Raw genomic sequence first — 16,175 nt, forward strand, 5'->3', positions numbered from 1 at the left:
CGTTCGTCACGTTCGCCCGTTCGTCACGTCCATCGTGTTCATCGCGTTCGGTTCCGGGGAGGGAACTTCGTGATTCATCCGGTTGCAGTGATCGGCGCCGGGCCGTTCGGCCTGTCCACCGCCGCCCATCTGCGGGGACGCGGCATCCCGACACGCGTCTTCGGCGAGCCCATGGTGAGCTGGCGGGACCACATGCCCGCGGGAATGCTCCTGAAGTCCACCCCGGCCGCCTCGTCCATCGACGCGCCGCAGAGCGGCCACACCCTCGTCGACTACTGCGACGCGGCGGGCATACCGCGACTGGCCAGGGACGAGGACGTCATCCCCGTGGAGACGTTCATCGCCTACGGGGAGTGGTTCCAGCAGCGGCTGGTGCCCGATCTGGAGCAGGTGCGGGTCGTGTCCGTGGACCGGCGCGCGGGCGGCAGGAGGACGCCCGCCACGGGGGTGGACGGCAGGGGGTTCGAACTCAAGCTGGACTCGGGGGAGTCGTTCACCGCGCGGGCCGTCGTGGTGGCGACCGGCCTGTCCGGCCTCGCCCACCTGCCGCCCGAACTCGCGGGCGCCGCGCCCGACGGTCCGACCCCCACCGGGCCCCTCTCGCACAGTTCCCAGCACCACGACCTGACCCGGTTCGCGGGCAGGGAACTGCTCGTGGTCGGCGCCGGGCAGTCCGCGCTGGAGACGGCGGTGCTGGCGGCGGAGGCCGGGGCGCGGGTACGGGTGGTCGCGCGCGGGCGCGGCAAGGTGGCCTTCGGCGATCCGCCCTGGCGGCAGCCCAGGTTCCGGCCCGAGTCGCCGTTCGGCCGGGCCTGGTCCCTGTGGGCGCTCAGCTACTACCCGCACCCCTACCGCCGACTGCCCGCCGGCGCCCGTCACCTTCTCGTGCGCCGGGTGCTCGGACCCCTGGGCGCATGGTGGCTGCGCGAGCGCTTCGAGGGCGCGGTACAGGTGAGGGAGGTGGAGCGGATCGTGCGCGCGGGCGGCATCGACGGACGGCCCACGCTGGCGGTGCGCACCCATGAGGGGCGTACGGAGGAGATGTCGGCCGACCACGTGATCGCCGCCACGGGGTACCGGGTGGACCTGGCGGCGATGGGCTTCCTCGGCCATGAGCTGCGTACGGAGCTGGCGGTGAGCCGTGGCACGCCGAGGCTCGGGGCCGGATACCGCTCGTCGGTGCCCGGGCTGTACTTCACCGGGCTCCCGGCGGCGGCCTCGTACGGGCCGGTGATGCGCTTCGTGTGCGGCACGGAGTTCGCCTCGCGGCGGCTGGCCGGGCACCTGGCGGCTGCCCACGGGTGATCGTCGTGAGTGCGGCGCACGCGGGCGCGAAGTGCCGGGCGCGGACGGGAGGTTGAGGGCGCGGCGGGACGGGACGACGTCCGGTTCACGCCGGACGGACGGGCCCCGCCGGTCCGTATTCTCTGATCATGACGCCGCGCCCCGCATACGCCCTCATCGCCACGGACCTGGACGGGACGCTGCTCCGCGGCGACCACACACTCTCCGGCAGATCGCGTGCCGCCCTCGCCAGAGCCGCGGCCGCCGGTGCGCGACATCTGGTCGCGACGGGGCGGCCCGCACCGCTCGTCCGCCCTCTGCTGCGGGAACTCGGCAGCAGAGGGCTTGCGGTGTGCGGGCAGGGCGCGCAGTTGTACGACGCCGGGACGGACCGGCTGCTGTGGTCCGTCACCCTGGACAGGGATCTCGCGGAGACCGCGCTGGAGAAGATCGAGGCCGAGGTCGGGGAGGTGTACGCGGCCGTCGACCAGGACGGGGCGGAGGGGCTCACCCTCATAGAGCCGGGCTACCGGATGTCCCACCCGTCGCTGCCCGCCGTGCGGGTGCGGCGGCGTGCGGAGCTCTGGCGCCGGCCCATCAGCAAGGTGCTGCTCCGCCACCCCACGCTGAGTGACGACGAGTTGACGGCGGCGGCCCGCACGGTGGTCGGTTCCCTGGCGACGGTCACCATGTCGGGACCCGGCACCGTCGAACTTCAGCCATGTGGCGTCACCAAGGCGACGGGCCTGGACCGGGCCGCCCGGCGGCTCGGGGTGAGTCCGTCGCGGGCCGTCGCCTTCGGCGACATGCCGAACGACATCCCGATGTTCGCCTGGGCCGCGCGCGGGGTGGCCATGGCCGACGCCCACCCCGAGCTCAAGGCCGTCGCGGACGAGGTGACCCTGTCCAATGAGGAGGACGGGGTCGCCGTGGTCCTGGAACGCCTGTTCCCGGGGTGAGCGCCCGAAGCCGTGCGGACGGCCGGGATCAGTACGGGCCGAAGACGTTGTCGATCGAGCCGTACCGAGCGGCGGCGTAGTTGCAGGCCGCCACGATGTTCGCGACCGGGTCGTACGGGTCGTAGACCGTGCCGGAGACGTGGTACGCGGCGAACGTCGGGTCGATGACCTGGAGCAGGCCCTTGGAAGGGGTGCCCGCCGCGGCGTTCGAGTCCCAGTTGTTGATCGCCTGCGGGTTGCCGGACGACTCGCGCATGATGTTGCGGTGGATGCCGTCGTACGTCCCCGGGATCCCGTTCCGCGCCATGACGTCCAGCGCCTCGCGGATCCAGCCGTCGAGGTTGTCGGCGTAGGCCGGGACGGAGGCGGGGGTGACCGCGGCCGCCGTGTCCGTGCCGGACTTCCCGGCCGCACCGACCGTGAGCTCCAGGCCCGGGCGGATGAGCCCCGGGTCGTCACCGACGGCCGCGCGGTTGTCCTCGTACAGCTGTCGCCAGCCGCCGTCGACGGCGTGCTCGTCCGCGATCCTGGTGAGCGTGTCGCCCGCGAGCACGGTGTACGTCGGGGAGGCCGGCGAGGCGGCCTGGGGTGCGGTCCGGGCCTGGGCCGGCTGTGCGGCACTCGCGCTCGTCGCGCCCATGAGCGGGAGGGCGACGGCGGCCGTACCGATTCCGGTGACGGTGAGAATGCCTCGGGTGAGCCGGTTGGTTCTGTGGCGGCGGTGCTTGCCTCGTGCGGGCATGGCGCGTTTCCTCTCCGGCGCCTGCGAGGTGAGCTGTCGGGTTCGGGCGGAAAGGTGCCCGGCCGTGCACGGCACTGCGCGAGAACGACGAGCGACGAGTGCGGTGCGCGGCTTCACCCCTAGCCGGTCCGTGGCACGGACCGGCGGCTTGCCTGGGTCCCCCGCTCCTGCCCTGCGTGAGTGAGTCGGTTGATCGGTTCCCGGGCGGTGGCAGGATTCGGCGATCCGCCCGAACGGACGCGAACGTATGCGAGAGCACACGTACAAAACAAGACTGAATGGGTGACGGGCGCTTCTTTGAGTAGGTGATCACAAGGGGAAACAGCTTCTTCCTGCCCGGTCGGGCCATTTCAACTTGCGTTCTGCAAAGGAAAAACGAGCAGGGCGAAGGGTACGGCCGAAGTGGCTCCTGTGTGACTCAACTCACGGAGCGGGTGGCATGAAAAAGGGCATGGGCAAGTCGGGGGTGCTTCCTGGGGGAGGTGTGCCTCGCGAGCCGGACCGGCCGCCCGGGACGGGTTCGGCGTTCACCGGAGGTGATCATTCGATGCCTGCCCATACCTGGTGCAGCTGCACAAGTCGTGCAATGTCCGTACGTATCAGCTGATCAAGAACATGGCAGGTCTGCGCCGATACCGCCCGGGGTGGACCGGTGGGCGCTCGTGGTGATCGAAAGGTGACCGGATACGCTGACTCGGGTGATGACAGCGACAGATCGACAAACTGTGTCATCGAACTTGAGACCGTGACCGACCGTGTGACCGTCAGCAGACGTCAGCAGACAGGAGACCCCTCGTGACCGTCGTCGAGCCGTTCGGGCTGAGCGTGCGGGACCAGGCTCTGGAAGCCGATGTCCAGGCCGGATTGACGGCCGTCGAGGAAGGTTTGCTCGAGGCCACGAAGAGCGAGGTCCCCTTCATCCAGGAGGCCGCGCAGCACCTCCTCCGCGCGGGCGGGAAAAGGTTCCGGCCGCTGCTGGTGATGCTCGCGGCGCAGTTCGGGGACCCGCACGCGCCGGGAGTCGTGCCCTCCGCCGTCGTCGTCGAGCTGACGCATCTGGCCACGCTGTACCACGACGACGTGATGGACGAGGCGGACGTGCGCCGCGGCGTGCCCAGCGCGAACGCCCGCTGGGGCAACTCCGTCGCCGTACTGACCGGGGACTTCCTGTTCGCCCGTGCCTCGCACGTCCTGGCCGACCTGGGGCCCGAGGCGGTCCGCGTCCAGGCCGAGGCGTTCGAGCGGCTGGTCACCGGGCAGATCCTGGAGACCGCCGGGCCGCGTGACGGACGGGACCCCATCGAGCACTACCTGGACGTCCTCGGCGGCAAGACCGGCTCGCTGGTGGCCGTCTCCGGACGGTTCGGGGCGATGATGTCCGGCGCCGACGAGACGGTCGTGGACGTGCTGACGCAGTACGGGGAGCGGCTGGGCATCGCCTTCCAGCTGGCGGACGACGTACTGGACATCGCCTCGGAGTCGCGCGAGTCGGGGAAGACGCCGGGCACCGACCTGCGCGAGGGCGTCCCCACGATGCCGGTGCTGCGGCTGCGGGAGCGGGCCGCACGGCTGGGGCTGGCCGAGGACGTCGAGCTGTGCGAGCTGCTGGACGGCGACCTGTCCGACGACGACCGCCACGCCGAGGCGCTCACCCGGCTGCGCGAGCACCCGGCGCTGGAGCAGGCCCGGCGGGACACGGTGCGGTACGCGGAGGAGGCGCACGCGACGCTGGCGCCGCTGCCGGAGTGCGACGCCAAGAGCGCGCTCGTGGAACTGTGCGACGCGGTGGTGCACCGCGCCGGCTGAGCGGCCGGGAGCCGGGCGGCGTCCCCACGACCCCTACGGGGCGGTGGGGGCGCCGCCTTCCTGTGTCATCCCTCAGCAGTACGTGGAATTGATTCCGCGGTCTGACGTATTCAGCTGGCCGATTTGGTCGGATGGGTAACACCACTCCTCACCGGTTCGGGTGAGAATGGCGGCTCGGGGTGGACGACGATGTGACGCAGTGCGAGGACCTGGCCGCCGCCTACTACGGAGGTAAGGCACATATGGCACCGTTCAAATCCGACGACAGCGCGACGACCGGGGAGACCGGGCGGACCGCGGAGGCCGGGAACGTGCGCGGCGGACGGCGCAGGGCCGCGCGGTACGTCGTTCCGGTCACGGTGGTGGGCGTGGCGGCCGCGACCATCGGCCTCGTCCCCGCCTTCGCCGGCTCGGGCGACCCCGACCTCCCGGAGGTCACCGCCCAGGAGCTCATCGAGAAGATCGCCGCATCGGACGTGCAGCAGCTGTCCGGCACCGTGAAGATCAGCACCGATCTGGGACTGCCCGACCTGGGCGGACTGGAGAGCAGCCTCGGCGCGGGCGGCCGTGCCGGGTCCGAGGGCGGGTCCACCGCCGACCCGTCCGCCCGGCTGACGGAACTCGTCACCGGCACCCACACCGTGCGCGTGGCCGCCGACGGGGCCGGCAAGCAGAAGCTGTCGCTGCTGGACGAGGCCGCCGAGTACAGCGTGATCCACAACGGCGACGACGTGTGGGCGTACGACAGCGGGTCGAACGAGGTGTACCACGCGACCGGCGCGGCGGCCGGCACCACGACCGGCGGGGACAGTGGTACGGAGGGCGGTACGGACGACGGCGTGCCGCACGGGAAGTCCGGAAGCGTGCCCGAGGACGTACCCACCACGCCCAGGGAACTGGCCGAGGAGGCGCTGAAGGCGGCCGACGACACGACGTCCGTCAGCGTGGACGGGACCGCGCAGGTCGCCGGCCGCGACGCGTACAAGCTGCTCATCGAGCCGAAGCAGGCCGGCTCGACGGTCGGCGCGATATCCGTCGCCGTCGACGCGGAGACGGGGCTGCCGCTGAAGTTCACGCTCACCCCGGCGAGCGGCGGGGCGGCCGTCGTCGACGCGGGCTTCACCAAGGTCGACTTCTCCGCGCCCAGCGCGGCCACCTTCGACTTCACCCCGCCGAAGGGCGCCAAGGTGACCGAGGCGGAGGACATCGCGCCGGAGGGCGCCGGGGCGCGGGACAGCGGGCAGCTGCCGAAGCCGGACCAGAGGCAGGGCGGGAAGTCCGCCGCCGGGGGGCCGGAGGGCATGAAGGTCATCGGCGAGGGCTGGAGCTCCGTCGCCGCGTTCGACACCGGTGGCGAGGGGCTGTCGGAGAAGTCGTCCGGCAACGGCGACCTCGACGGCATCGTGAACTCCCTCGGCGACGAGGTCAGCGGCGAGTTCGGCTCCGGCACGGTCTTCTCGACGCGTCTGGTGAACGTGCTGGTCACGGACGACGGCAAGGCGTACGCCGGTGCGGTCACCAAGGACGCGCTGGTGAAGGTGGCGAACGAGGACCGGTGAGGCCGGGCCGACGGTCCAGGCCGAGAGCGGAATGAGGTCGTAAGTGGAGGAGCTGCCCGCCGCGGACCCGGTCCGAGCACCGGTCCCGGTGGCTCCGGACAGGACGGACGCGAGCGGAACGAGCACGGGCGAGACGGGCCCGGACGGGACCGTCATCGCCACCACCGCGCTCACCAAGCGCTACCGCGGCGGGCAGCTCGCCGTCGACCGGCTCGACCTCGCCGTTCCGGCGGGCAGCGTCTTCGGCTTCCTCGGGCCGAACGGCTCCGGCAAGACGACCACCATCCGCATGCTGATGGGCCTGATCGAGCCCACCTCGGGAACGGCCCGGGTACTCGGCCGCCCGATGCCGGGCGCCTCCCGGGCCGTACTGCCGCACGTGGGCGCCCTCATCGAGGGTCCTGCCCTGTACGGCTTCCTGTCCGGGCGGGACAACCTGACCCGGTACGACGCGGCCGACCCCACCGCCGACCCGCGGACCCGGCGCACGCGCGTCGCGGCGGCGCTGGACCGCGTGGGCCTGTCGGCCGCCGCGGGCAAGAAGGCGAAGGCGTACTCGCTGGGCATGAAGCAGCGCCTCGGCCTCGCGGCGGCACTGCTCCAGCCGCGCCGGCTCCTCGTCCTCGACGAGCCGACCAACGGGCTCGACCCGCAGGGCATGCGGGAGATCCGGGCCCTGATCAGGGAGCTGGCGTCCGACGGGACGACCGTCTTCCTCTCCTCCCACCTGCTGGACGAGATCGAGCAGGTGTGCACCCACGCCGCCGTGATGGCGCAGGGGCGGCTGATCGTCCAGGGCCCGGTGGCCGACCTCGCGGCCGGGGCGCGCGGGCGGCTGGTCGTGACGACACCGGACGCCGGGGACGCGGCCCGGGTGCTCAAGGAGCGGGGGATCGGCGACATCGTGGTGGAGGAGGGCAGGGTGACGGGTGAGCCGCCGGACGGCGAGCCGGCCGACCTCACCGCCGCGCTGGTGGCGGCCGGGGTGCGTGTACGCGGCTTCGGGGTGGAACGGGCCTCCCTGGAAGACGCGTTCGTGGCGCTGACGGGAGAGGGCTTCGATGTCGAGCGCTGAGACCGGGAGCACGGGAACGGTCGGTCCGGTCGGTCCGGTCGGTCCGGTCGGACCGACCGGCGGTGTTCACCCGGCCCCCGCCCGTACGCCGAGTCCCTGGTGGAGCCTCGGGCTGCTGCGCAGCGAACTCGTCACCACCTTCCGACGCTGGCGCACGCTCGCGCTGCTGGGCGTGCTCGCGGCCGTACCGGTTCTGGTGGGCGTGGCCGTGAAGATCGAGACGGGGGACGGCTCGTCGGCCGGCGGCGCGGGGGGCGAGGGTCCGGCGTTCATCGCGCAGATCACCAACAACGGACTGTTCCTGGTCTTCACGGCCCTCGCCGCGACGCTGCCGTTCTTCCTCCCGATGGCGATCGGGGTGATCGCCGGGGACGCGATCGCGGGCGAGGCGAACGCGGGGACGCTGCGCTACCTGCTGGTCGCCCCGGCCGGCCGGGCCCGGCTGCTGCTCGTCAAGTACGCGACCACGGCGGTGTTCTGCCTGGTGGCGACGCTGGTGGTGGCGGCCTCGGCGCTCGCCGTGGGCGCCCTGCTCTTCCCGCTCGGCGACGTCACGACGATCTCCGGAACGCGCATAGGACTGGCGGAAGGGCTCGGCCGGGCGTTGTTGATCGCCTTGGTGGTGGCCGCGTCGCTGCTCGGAGTGGCCGCCCTCGGGCTGTTCGTGTCGACCATGACCAACAGCGGCATCGCCGCGATGGCCACCACGGTCGGGCTGCTGATCACGGTGCAGATCCTCGACCAGCTCCCGCAGCTGGACGCTCTCCAGCCGTACTTCTTCTCGCACTACTGGCTGTCGTTCGCGGATCTGCTGCGGGACCCCGTCCACTGGGACGACCTGCTGCGCAACCTGGGACTCCAGGTGGTCTACGCGGCGGTCTTCGGTTCGGCGGCATGGGCGCGGTTCACTTCACGGGACGTGACGGCGTGACAGGCGCCGACGGGAACGACGATGTGGGGGCCGTTCTCGGCACGGCGCCAGTATGCGACACCTGGGGCTTTGGGACGAGCTTGTGACGTCATGGTGACGCACGCAGTGGAGGTGAGCGGAGAGACTCGACTGTCGTAGGCGACACGACGCCACTCGACACACGACGCCGACACCGAAACCGACGCTGAGGGTGGGAACGATGAACCGACCCGGCCGCGAACAGGGACAAGAGCGCGACCGGGCGGGCCGCCTGCCCCCGGGACCGGGGCCAGGACCGGGGCCGGGGTCAGGGCCCGGGCTCGGGCTCGGGCTCGGGCTCGGTATGTTCCCGGAGCCGGAACGGGAGACCGACCCGGGGCGCAGGCCCGCGCCGATACGGGAGTTCGCGGTCGCCGAGGCGGTGGTGAACGGCTGCGGGGTGGACGGCGCCGAGACGGGCGGTAGCGGTGCGACTGCGCCCTCACCGCTCGCGGCTCGGATCGGCCGCATCAACGAGGCCGTCAGGACAGGGCGCATAGCGGAGGCCCTCGAGCTGGCCGAGACGACGCTGGACCGGGCGGTGCGAACGGCCGGTCAGGAGCATCCCGAGGCGCTGCGGCTGAGCGAGCTGACCGCTTACGTCGCCTACCTGGCCGGCGACCCGCTCAGATCCTTCCGCCTCTCACTGGACCTCGCGCGGATCCGCCACCGCCTTGACGACCCTCGCGCCGCCTACGGGCACGTGCAGAGCGCGGCCGCGGCCTGGCGCGCCGTCCGCGATCCGTCGACCGGGCTGCTGCTGGGCGGTGAGCTCATCGGCGTATGGACGGAGCTCGCGGCCGGCACGGGTCCCGCGGCCGACGACATCGAGCAACTCCTGTCGGCGCGCGCCCGCATGGGCCGCCTCACCGAACGGGCCCGTGCCGCCGGTGGCGCGCCGCGGCGCCACCTTCACGACTCCTGACGGCATGTCCCCGCGGCCGGACCGACGGCCGGACCGACGGCCGGGCCCACGGCCGGGCCTACGGAGGGCGCACCAGACGCCACACTGGAGGTCACACCGGAAGTCACACCAGACGCCGCGCTTGGGGCGCCCGCGTCCGGGGAGACCGCGCCCACACCCTCAGCACCACCGGCCCCCTGCGCCGCGTCCGCGGCCGCGCTGAGGTTCCGGGCCGCGCGCCGCGCCGTGCGCAACGCGTCCCAGGTCAGCAGGACCAGTGCCAGCCAGACCAGCGAGAAGCCCGCCCAGCGCTCCGGCGGCATGGCCTCGTGGAAGTACAGGACGCCCAGCAGGAACTGGAAGACGGGCGCCAGGTACTGCAGCAGCCCCAGCGTGGACAGCGGCACCCGGATCGCGGCCGCGCCGAAGCAGACGAGCGGCAGCGCGGTCACGACACCGGTCGCGGCGAGCAGCGCGGCGTGCCCCGCGCCCTCGGTGCCGAAGGTGGACCGGCCCTGCGCGCCCAGCCACAGCAGGTAGGCCAGCGCGGGCAGGAACTGGACGGCGGTCTCGGCGGCCAGCGACTCGACCCCGCCGAGGTTGACCTTCTTCTTCACCAGGCCGTACGCGGCGAAGGAGAAGGCGAGGCAGAGGGAGATCCACGGCGGCCTGCCGTAACCGAGGGCGAGGACCAGGACGGCGGCGAGACCGACACCGACCGCCGCCCACTGCACGGGCCTCAGCCGTTCCTTGAGCACCAGCACACCGAGGGCGATGGTGACGAGCGGATTGATGAAGTACCCGAGTGACGCCTCGACCACGTGTCCGGCGTTGACGGCCCAGATGTAGACGCCCCAGTTGACCGTGATGACCACGGCCGCGATCGCCACCAGGCCCAGCCGGCGCGGTTGCCGCAGCAGTTCGCCGGCCCAGGCCCAGCGGCGCAGCACCAGCAGGGCGACGCCGACGAGAACGAGGGACCAGACCATACGGTGGGCCAGGATCTCGATGGCGCCGGACGGCTTCAGGAGCGGCCAGAAGAGGGGCACGAGCCCCCACATCCCGTACGCGGCGAAACCGTTCAGCAGACCCGCTCGGTGCTCACGCTTCGACTGCCCGGTCAACGGTTCCTCCTTCTCACGGCCGGCGGTCACGCACGGCCGGGACGAAGGTAACGCCGGGAGCCCCCGCCTGTCATGTCCGTATCGCCATACGGTCGTGACAGGCGGGGGCCGGGGAGTCAGGAGGCGGGGGCCAGGAGGTGCGAGGCGGAGGGGACGGTCCGCCCCCTGCCCGGCGGGGCCCCCTTCGGACCCGGTGCCGGAAGGTCAGCTCTTGAGCGCCGCGGCGATGGACTCGGAGATCGGCGTGGTCGGGCGGCCGGTCAGCCGGGACAGGTCGCCGCTGGTACCGGCCAGCTCACCCTTCGCGATGGAGACCTCCACGCCCGCCAGGACCCCGGCGACCGGCTCGGGCAGCCCCGCGCCGGTCAGGATGCCGACGTAGTCCTCCTCGGACACCGGGTTGTAGGTGATCTCCCGGCCGGTCTGCCTGCTCAGCTCGGCGGCGTACTCGCCGAAGCTCCAGGCGACGTCACCGCTCAGCTCGTACGTCCTGCCCTCGTGCCCCTCGCCGGTCAGGACGGCGACGGCGGCGGCCGCGTAGTCGGCGCGCGAGGCGGAGGCGACGCGGCCCTCGCCGGCGGCCTGGACGACGGCGCCGTGCTCCAGGACGGGGGCGAGCCGCTCGGTGTAGTTCTCGTTGTACCAGCCGTTGCGCAGCAGGACGTACGGCAGCCCCGACGACAGGAGGATCTCCTCGGTGCCGCGGTGGGCGTCGGCGAGCGCGGCCTTGAGGCTGCCGGGCGCGCTGGTGTAGGCGAGGAGCGCGACCCCCGCCGTCCCGGCGGCGTCGATCACGGTCCTGTGCTGGCCCACGCGGTCCCTGTCGACCTCGCTGCCCGAGATGAGCAGCACCTTGTCACCGGCCGAGAAGACGCCGTCCAGGGACGCGGGGTCGTTGTAGTCCGCGACCGCGATCCGGACGCCGCGGGCGGCGAGGTCGGCGGCCTTCTCCCGGTTCCGTACGACGGCGGTGATCTGCTCGGCCGGGACCTTCTCCAGCAGTCCTTCGACGACGAAACGGCCGAGGTTCCCGGTGGCTCCGGTGACGACGATGCTCATGGTCAGACATCTCCTTGTGGGGTGGCTCTGCCACTCACCATAGGCGGAGCGCTAACTAATCGAAAGTACCCACTTCGAGGTAAGGTACTGGTATGAAGGTAAGTGTAGAGTCGGTCGCCGCGGACGAGGCGATGTGCCCGCACCGCCTCGTCCTCGAACACGTCACGAGCCGCTGGGGCGTGCTGGTCCTGATGGCCCTCCTGGACCGCCCGCACCGCTTCAGCGAGCTGCGCCGGGCGATCGGCAGGGTCAGCGAGAAGATGCTCACGCAGACGCTGCAGACCCTGGAACGCGACGGCCTGGTCCACCGCGACGCCAAGCCGGTGATCCCCCCGCGGGTCGACTACTCGCTCACGGACCTGGGCCGGGAGGCCGCCGAACAGGTCCGCGCCCTGGCGAACTGGACCCAGGAACGGATGGGCGAGGTGCAGAAGGCACGGGACGCCTACGACGCGACGCGCGATCGGCTCCGCGCGAGGTCGGGAGCCGGGGCGTAGGGCGGAGGGGGCGTGGAGAGGCGGGGCGTGCGGGAGGCGGGGCGTGCGGGAGCCGGGTGCCGTACGGACCGGCCTTCCGTACGGCATCGACGCCCTTCCGCACCCCCGGCGCACCGACCGGTGCGGCGCTAGCCCACGACCGTCCAGGTGTCCCCGCCCGCCAGCAGCGCGGCCAGGTCGCCCTTGCCGTTCTGCTCGATGGCGGTGTCCAGCTGGTCGGCCATCCTGGTGTCGTACACCGGCCGGTCCACATTGCGGAGGACGCCGATCGGTGTGTGGTGCAGTGTGTCCGGGTCGGCCAGACGGGACAGGGCGAACGCCGTCGTCGGGGACGGTGCGTGCGCGTCGTGCACCAGTACCTGCGCCTCGTTCTGCGGGGTCACCGTGACCACCTTCAGGTCGCCGGTCGCGGGATCCCGTACGACGCCCTTGGCGCCCCCACCGCCGAAGCGGATCGGCCGGCCGTGCTCCAGGCGGATCACGGCCTCCTCGGCCTGCTGCTTGTCCTTGAGGACCTCGAAGGCGCCGTCGTTGAAGATGTTGCAGTTCTGGTAGATCTCCACCAGCGCCGTGCCGGGGTGCGCCGCGGCCTGCCGCAGCACCTCCGTCAGGTGCTTGCGGTCGGAGTCCACCGTTCGCGCCACGAACGACGCCTCCGCCCCGATCGCCAGCGACACCGGGTTGAACGGCGCGTCCAGCGAGCCCATCGGTGTCGACTTCGTGATCTTCCCGACCTCCGAGGTCGGCGAGTACTGCCCCTTGGTGAGGCCGTAGATCCGGTTGTTGAACAGCAGGATCTTCAGGTTGACGTTGCGCCGCAGGGCGTGGATCAGGTGGTTGCCGCCGATGGAGAGCGCGTCGCCGTCGCCCGTGACCACCCACACGCTCAGGTCCCGGCGAGAGGTGGCCAGGCCGGTCGCGATGGCGGGGGCCCGGCCGTGGATGGAGTGCATGCCGTACGTGTTCATGTAGTACGGGAACCGGGACGAGCAGCCGATGCCCGAGACGAAGACGATGTTTTCCTTGGCCAGACCCAGCTCGGGCATGAAGCCCTGGACGGCCGCGAGGACGGCGTAGTCACCGCAACCGGGGCACCAGCGCACCTCCTGATCGGACTTGAAGTCCTTCATGGACTGCTTGGCCACGGCCTTGGGCACGAGCGCGAGTGCCTCGAACGTGCCGGTCCCTTCCCTGGACGTCTCAGCCATCGATGGCCTCCTTGAGAGCCGTGGCGAGCTGTTCGGCCTTGAACGGCATGCCGTTGACCTGGGTGTACGACTGGGCGTCCACCAGGTACCTGGCCCGGATCAGCGTGGCGAGCTGACCGAGGTTCATCTCGGGGATCACTACCTTGTCGTAACGCTCCAGCACCGTGCCGAGATTCCTCGGGAAGGGGTTGAGGTGGCGCAGATGTGCCTGGGCGACGGGCTTCCCGGCCGCGCGCAGGCGCCGTACCGCCGCAGTGATCGGCCCGTAGGTCGAGCCCCAGCCGAGCACCAGCGTGGCGGCCCGGTGCGGGTCGTCGACGGTGAGGTCGGGCACCTCGATACCGTCGATCTTGGCCTGCCGGGTGCGGACCATGAAGTCGTGGTTGGCCGGGTCGTAGGAGATGTTGCCGGTGCCGTCCTGCTTCTCGATGCCGCCGATCCGGTGCTCCAGACCCGGGGTGCCGGGAATGGCCCAGGGCCGGGCCAGGGTCTCGGGATCGCGTTTGTAGGGCCAGAAGGCCGTGCCGCCGTCCTCCAGGGTGTGGTTCGGCTCCTGCGCGAACCGCACCCGCAGATCCGGCAGTTCGTCCAGGTCCGGGATGCGCCACGGCTCGGAACCGTTGGCCAGGTAGCCGTCGGACAGCAGGAACACCGGGGTGCGGTAGACCAGCGCGATACGGGCCGCCTCCAGCGCCGCGTCGAAACAGTCGGCCGGAGTGCGCGGGGCCACCACCGGCACCGGGGCCTCGCCGTTGCGACCGAACATCGCCTGCAGCAGGTCGGCCTGCTCGGTCTTGGTCGGCAGTCCGGTGGACGGACCGCCGCGCTGGATGTCCACGACCAGCAGCGGCAGCTCCAGGGAGACCGCCAGCCCGATGGTCTCGCTCTTGAGCGCCACCCCGGGCCCGGAGGTGGTGGTCACCGCCAGCGACCCGCCGAAGGCGGCACCCAGCGCGGCACCGATGCCGGCGATCTCGTCCTCGGCCTGGAAGGTGCGCACGCCGAAGTTCTTGTGCCGGCTCAGCTCGTGCAGAATGTCGGAGGCCGGAGTGATCGGGTAGGAACCCAGGTAGAGCGGCAGATCCGCCTGTCGGGAAGCGGCGATCAGCCCGTAGGACAGCGCCAGGTTCCCGGAGATGTTGCGGTAGGTGCCCACCGGGAACGCCTGCGCGGCCGGCGCCACCTGGTAGGAGACGGCGAAGTCCTCGGTGGTCTCACCGAAGTTCCAGCCCGCCCGGAACGCGGCGATGTTCGCGGCGGCGATGTCCGGCTTCCTCGCGAACTTGGTCCGCAGGAACCGCTCGGTGCCCTCCGTGGGACGGTGGTACATCCACGACAACAGGCCCAGCGCGAACATGTTCTTGCTGCGCTCGGCCTCCTTGCGGCTGAGGGCGAAGTCCTTCAGCGACTCCACGGTCAGCGTCGTCAACGGCACCGGATGGAGGCTGTAGCCGGCGAGGGAACCGTCCTCCAGGGGACTGGCGGTGTATCCGACCTTCTGCAACGCCCGCCGGGTGAACTCGTCGGTGTTGACGATGATCTCCGCGCCGCGGGGCAGGTCGGCGAGGTTGGCCTTCAGGGCCGCCGGGTTCATGGCGACCAGCACGTCCGGCGCGTCGCCCGGAGTGAGGATGTCGTGGTCGGCGAAATGGAGCTGGAAGGACGAGACGCCGGGCAGGGTGCCGGCGGGGGCGCGGATCTCGGCGGGAAAGTTCGGCAGCGTCGACAGGTCATTGCCGAAGGACGCGGTCTCGGAGGTGAAACGGTCGCCCGTGAGCTGCATACCGTCACCCGAATCACCCGCGAAACGAATGATCACCCGGTCCAGCCGGCGGACGTCCTTGACGCCTGCCGGATCGCGCTGCTCCCCCACGACGACTTCTTCGTCGGCCTGCTCTCCTGGCTGCTCCTCTGGACTGCTGACCTGGCTGGTCACTGAACTGGACCTCCTTCGAGGCGGCTGTCGGGGAGCGGCCCTCCCACCGGCCTTCCCACGGTCAACCCTACGTCTGTAAGGGTCGACTTCCCCTGGATGCTCGCATAATGGACACAACTCTGAGACCGCTCGGCTCCCGGACTTGTCACGATTTACTCGCCCCCCGATGCTTCTCCGAAGACGCTGCGCGCTCATCCTGCGGTTCTTCGTCCGACGGCTCCCGGACGGCTGACACGTTCAACGACCGGCACTGACGGCTGACACGTTCAACGACCGGCACTGACGGAAGGGCACCGACCGCCACTGACGGGAAGGCCGCGATCACCGTTGACGGATCGGCGTCGGCCGGTGACCGGGAACCGTCGAACGCTGACACGGTGTCAGCCCGTCACGAGTTCAGATAAGTCAGTACTGCCAGGACACGCCGGTGATCCCCGTCGCTCGGCGAGAGGCCGAGCTTGAGGAAGATGTTGCTGACGTGCTTCTCGACGGCTCCGTCGCTCACCACGAGCTGCCGGGCGATGGCCGAGTTGGTCCGCCCCTCGGCCATGAGGCCCAGCACTTCCCGCTCTCTCGGGGTGAGTCCCGCGAGCACGTCCTGCTTCCGGCTGCGCCCGAGCAGTTGCGCGACCACCTCCGGGTCCAGCGCGGTGCCTCCTCGGGCCACCCGCGCCACCGCGTCGACGAACTCACGCACTTCGGCTACCCGGTCCTTCAGCAGATAGCCGACCCCACGACTGGATCCGGCCAGCAACTCGGTGGCGTACTGCTCCTCCACGTACTGCGACAGCACGAGCACCCCCAGGCCGGGATGGCGTCGACGCAACCGCACCGCTGCTCTGACGCCTTCGTCCGTGTGCGTCGGGGGCATCCGCACGTCCGCGACCACCACATCCGGCAACTCGTCCTGCGCCGCCAGTTCGGTGATCGTCTTGATCAGCGCCTCCCCGTCGCCCACACCCGCCACGACCTCGTGGCCGCGGTCGGTCAACAGCCGGGTCAGCCCCTCACGGAGCAGCACCGAATCCTCGGCGATGACAACGCGCACCCTGTTTTCCACGATTTCCGGCCCC

Annotated in this window: 14 protein-coding genes and 1 riboswitch; of the genes, 8 read left to right on the plus strand and 6 right to left on the minus strand. The window is 71.3% G+C overall.

Annotation, left to right across the window (positions count from 1 at the left end; genetic code table 11):
• Positions 1-69 precede the first annotated feature (69 nt).
• On the plus strand, positions 70-1,305 hold the full coding sequence (locus tag IEZ04_RS17590; RefSeq protein ID WP_189217837.1) for an FAD-dependent oxidoreductase: 1,236 nt from the start codon (positions 70-72) through the stop codon (positions 1,303-1,305).
• A gap of 128 nt (positions 1,306-1,433) precedes the next feature.
• Positions 1,434-2,243 carry an HAD family hydrolase gene (locus IEZ04_RS17595; protein WP_189217838.1) on the plus strand — a complete coding sequence of 270 codons (810 nt, stop codon included), beginning with the start codon at positions 1,434-1,436 and terminating at the stop codon, positions 2,241-2,243.
• 28 nt (positions 2,244-2,271) lie between these two features.
• On the opposite strand, the gene IEZ04_RS17600 is transcribed toward IEZ04_RS17595, so the two are convergent.
• Positions 2,272-2,985: a transglycosylase SLT domain-containing protein gene (locus tag IEZ04_RS17600; RefSeq protein ID WP_189217839.1), complete on the minus strand. Its 714-nt coding sequence runs from the start codon at positions 2,983-2,985 to the stop codon at positions 2,272-2,274.
• 3 nt (positions 2,986-2,988) lie between these two features.
• Positions 2,989-3,178: riboswitch (cyclic di-AMP (ydaO/yuaA leader) on the minus strand.
• A 602-nt stretch (positions 3,179-3,780) separates the two neighbouring features.
• Here IEZ04_RS17600 and IEZ04_RS17605 point away from each other — a divergent pair.
• From IEZ04_RS17605 to IEZ04_RS17625, 5 genes are all read left to right on the plus strand, one after another.
• A complete protein-coding gene (locus tag IEZ04_RS17605) occupies positions 3,781-4,791 on the plus strand; it encodes a polyprenyl synthetase family protein (protein WP_189217840.1) in 1,011 nt (336 codons plus the stop codon).
• A gap of 242 nt (positions 4,792-5,033) precedes the next feature.
• The gene (locus IEZ04_RS17610; RefSeq protein ID WP_189217841.1) at positions 5,034-6,350 is read left to right on the plus strand and encodes a LolA family protein; all 1,317 of its coding nucleotides are present in this window, start codon (positions 5,034-5,036) and stop codon (positions 6,348-6,350) included.
• A gap of 88 nt (positions 6,351-6,438) precedes the next feature.
• The gene (locus tag IEZ04_RS17615) at positions 6,439-7,425 is read left to right on the plus strand and encodes an ABC transporter ATP-binding protein (RefSeq protein WP_189217990.1); all 987 of its coding nucleotides are present in this window, start codon (positions 6,439-6,441) and stop codon (positions 7,423-7,425) included.
• Complete coding sequence (locus IEZ04_RS17620) at positions 7,412-8,356, plus strand: ABC transporter permease (protein WP_189217842.1); 945 nt, start codon at positions 7,412-7,414, stop codon at positions 8,354-8,356. Before IEZ04_RS17615 ends, IEZ04_RS17620 begins: the two co-directional genes overlap by 14 nt.
• Before the next feature lie 199 nt (positions 8,357-8,555).
• On the plus strand, positions 8,556-9,299 hold the full coding sequence (locus IEZ04_RS17625; protein WP_189217843.1) for a hypothetical protein: 744 nt from the start codon (positions 8,556-8,558) through the stop codon (positions 9,297-9,299).
• On the opposite strand, the gene rarD is transcribed toward IEZ04_RS17625, so the two are convergent.
• Positions 9,287-10,402, minus strand: a complete 1,116-nt coding sequence (gene rarD / locus IEZ04_RS17630; protein WP_189217844.1) for an EamA family transporter RarD — start codon at positions 10,400-10,402, stop codon at positions 9,287-9,289. The two genes, IEZ04_RS17625 and rarD, sit on opposite strands and share 13 nt — an antisense overlap.
• 204 nt (positions 10,403-10,606) lie before the next feature.
• Positions 10,607-11,461: an SDR family oxidoreductase gene (locus tag IEZ04_RS17635; RefSeq protein WP_189217845.1), complete on the minus strand. Its 855-nt coding sequence runs from the start codon at positions 11,459-11,461 to the stop codon at positions 10,607-10,609.
• Between the two features lie 92 nt (positions 11,462-11,553).
• Between IEZ04_RS17635 and IEZ04_RS17640 the strand changes: the two genes are divergently transcribed.
• Positions 11,554-11,958, plus strand: a complete 405-nt coding sequence (locus IEZ04_RS17640) for a winged helix-turn-helix transcriptional regulator (RefSeq protein WP_189217846.1) — start codon at positions 11,554-11,556, stop codon at positions 11,956-11,958.
• Between the two features lie 128 nt (positions 11,959-12,086).
• Here the strand turns inward: IEZ04_RS17640 and IEZ04_RS17645 are convergent, their stop codons facing one another.
• From IEZ04_RS17645 to IEZ04_RS17655, 3 genes are all read right to left on the minus strand, one after another.
• Positions 12,087-13,166, minus strand: a complete 1,080-nt coding sequence (locus tag IEZ04_RS17645) for a 2-oxoacid:ferredoxin oxidoreductase subunit beta (protein WP_189217847.1) — start codon at positions 13,164-13,166, stop codon at positions 12,087-12,089.
• Complete coding sequence (locus IEZ04_RS17650; protein WP_189217848.1) at positions 13,159-15,102, minus strand: 2-oxoacid:acceptor oxidoreductase subunit alpha; 1,944 nt, start codon at positions 15,100-15,102, stop codon at positions 13,159-13,161. Before IEZ04_RS17650 ends, IEZ04_RS17645 begins: the two co-directional genes overlap by 8 nt.
• A 388-nt stretch (positions 15,103-15,490) precedes the next feature.
• A complete protein-coding gene (locus IEZ04_RS17655; RefSeq protein WP_506004863.1) occupies positions 15,491-16,150 on the minus strand; it encodes a response regulator transcription factor in 660 nt (219 codons plus the stop codon).
• Between the last annotated feature and the right edge of the window lie 25 nt (positions 16,151-16,175).

This window comes from Streptomyces ruber (genome assembly GCF_014648075.1).
Taxonomy (GTDB): domain Bacteria; phylum Actinomycetota; class Actinomycetes; order Streptomycetales; family Streptomycetaceae; genus Streptomyces; species Streptomyces ruber.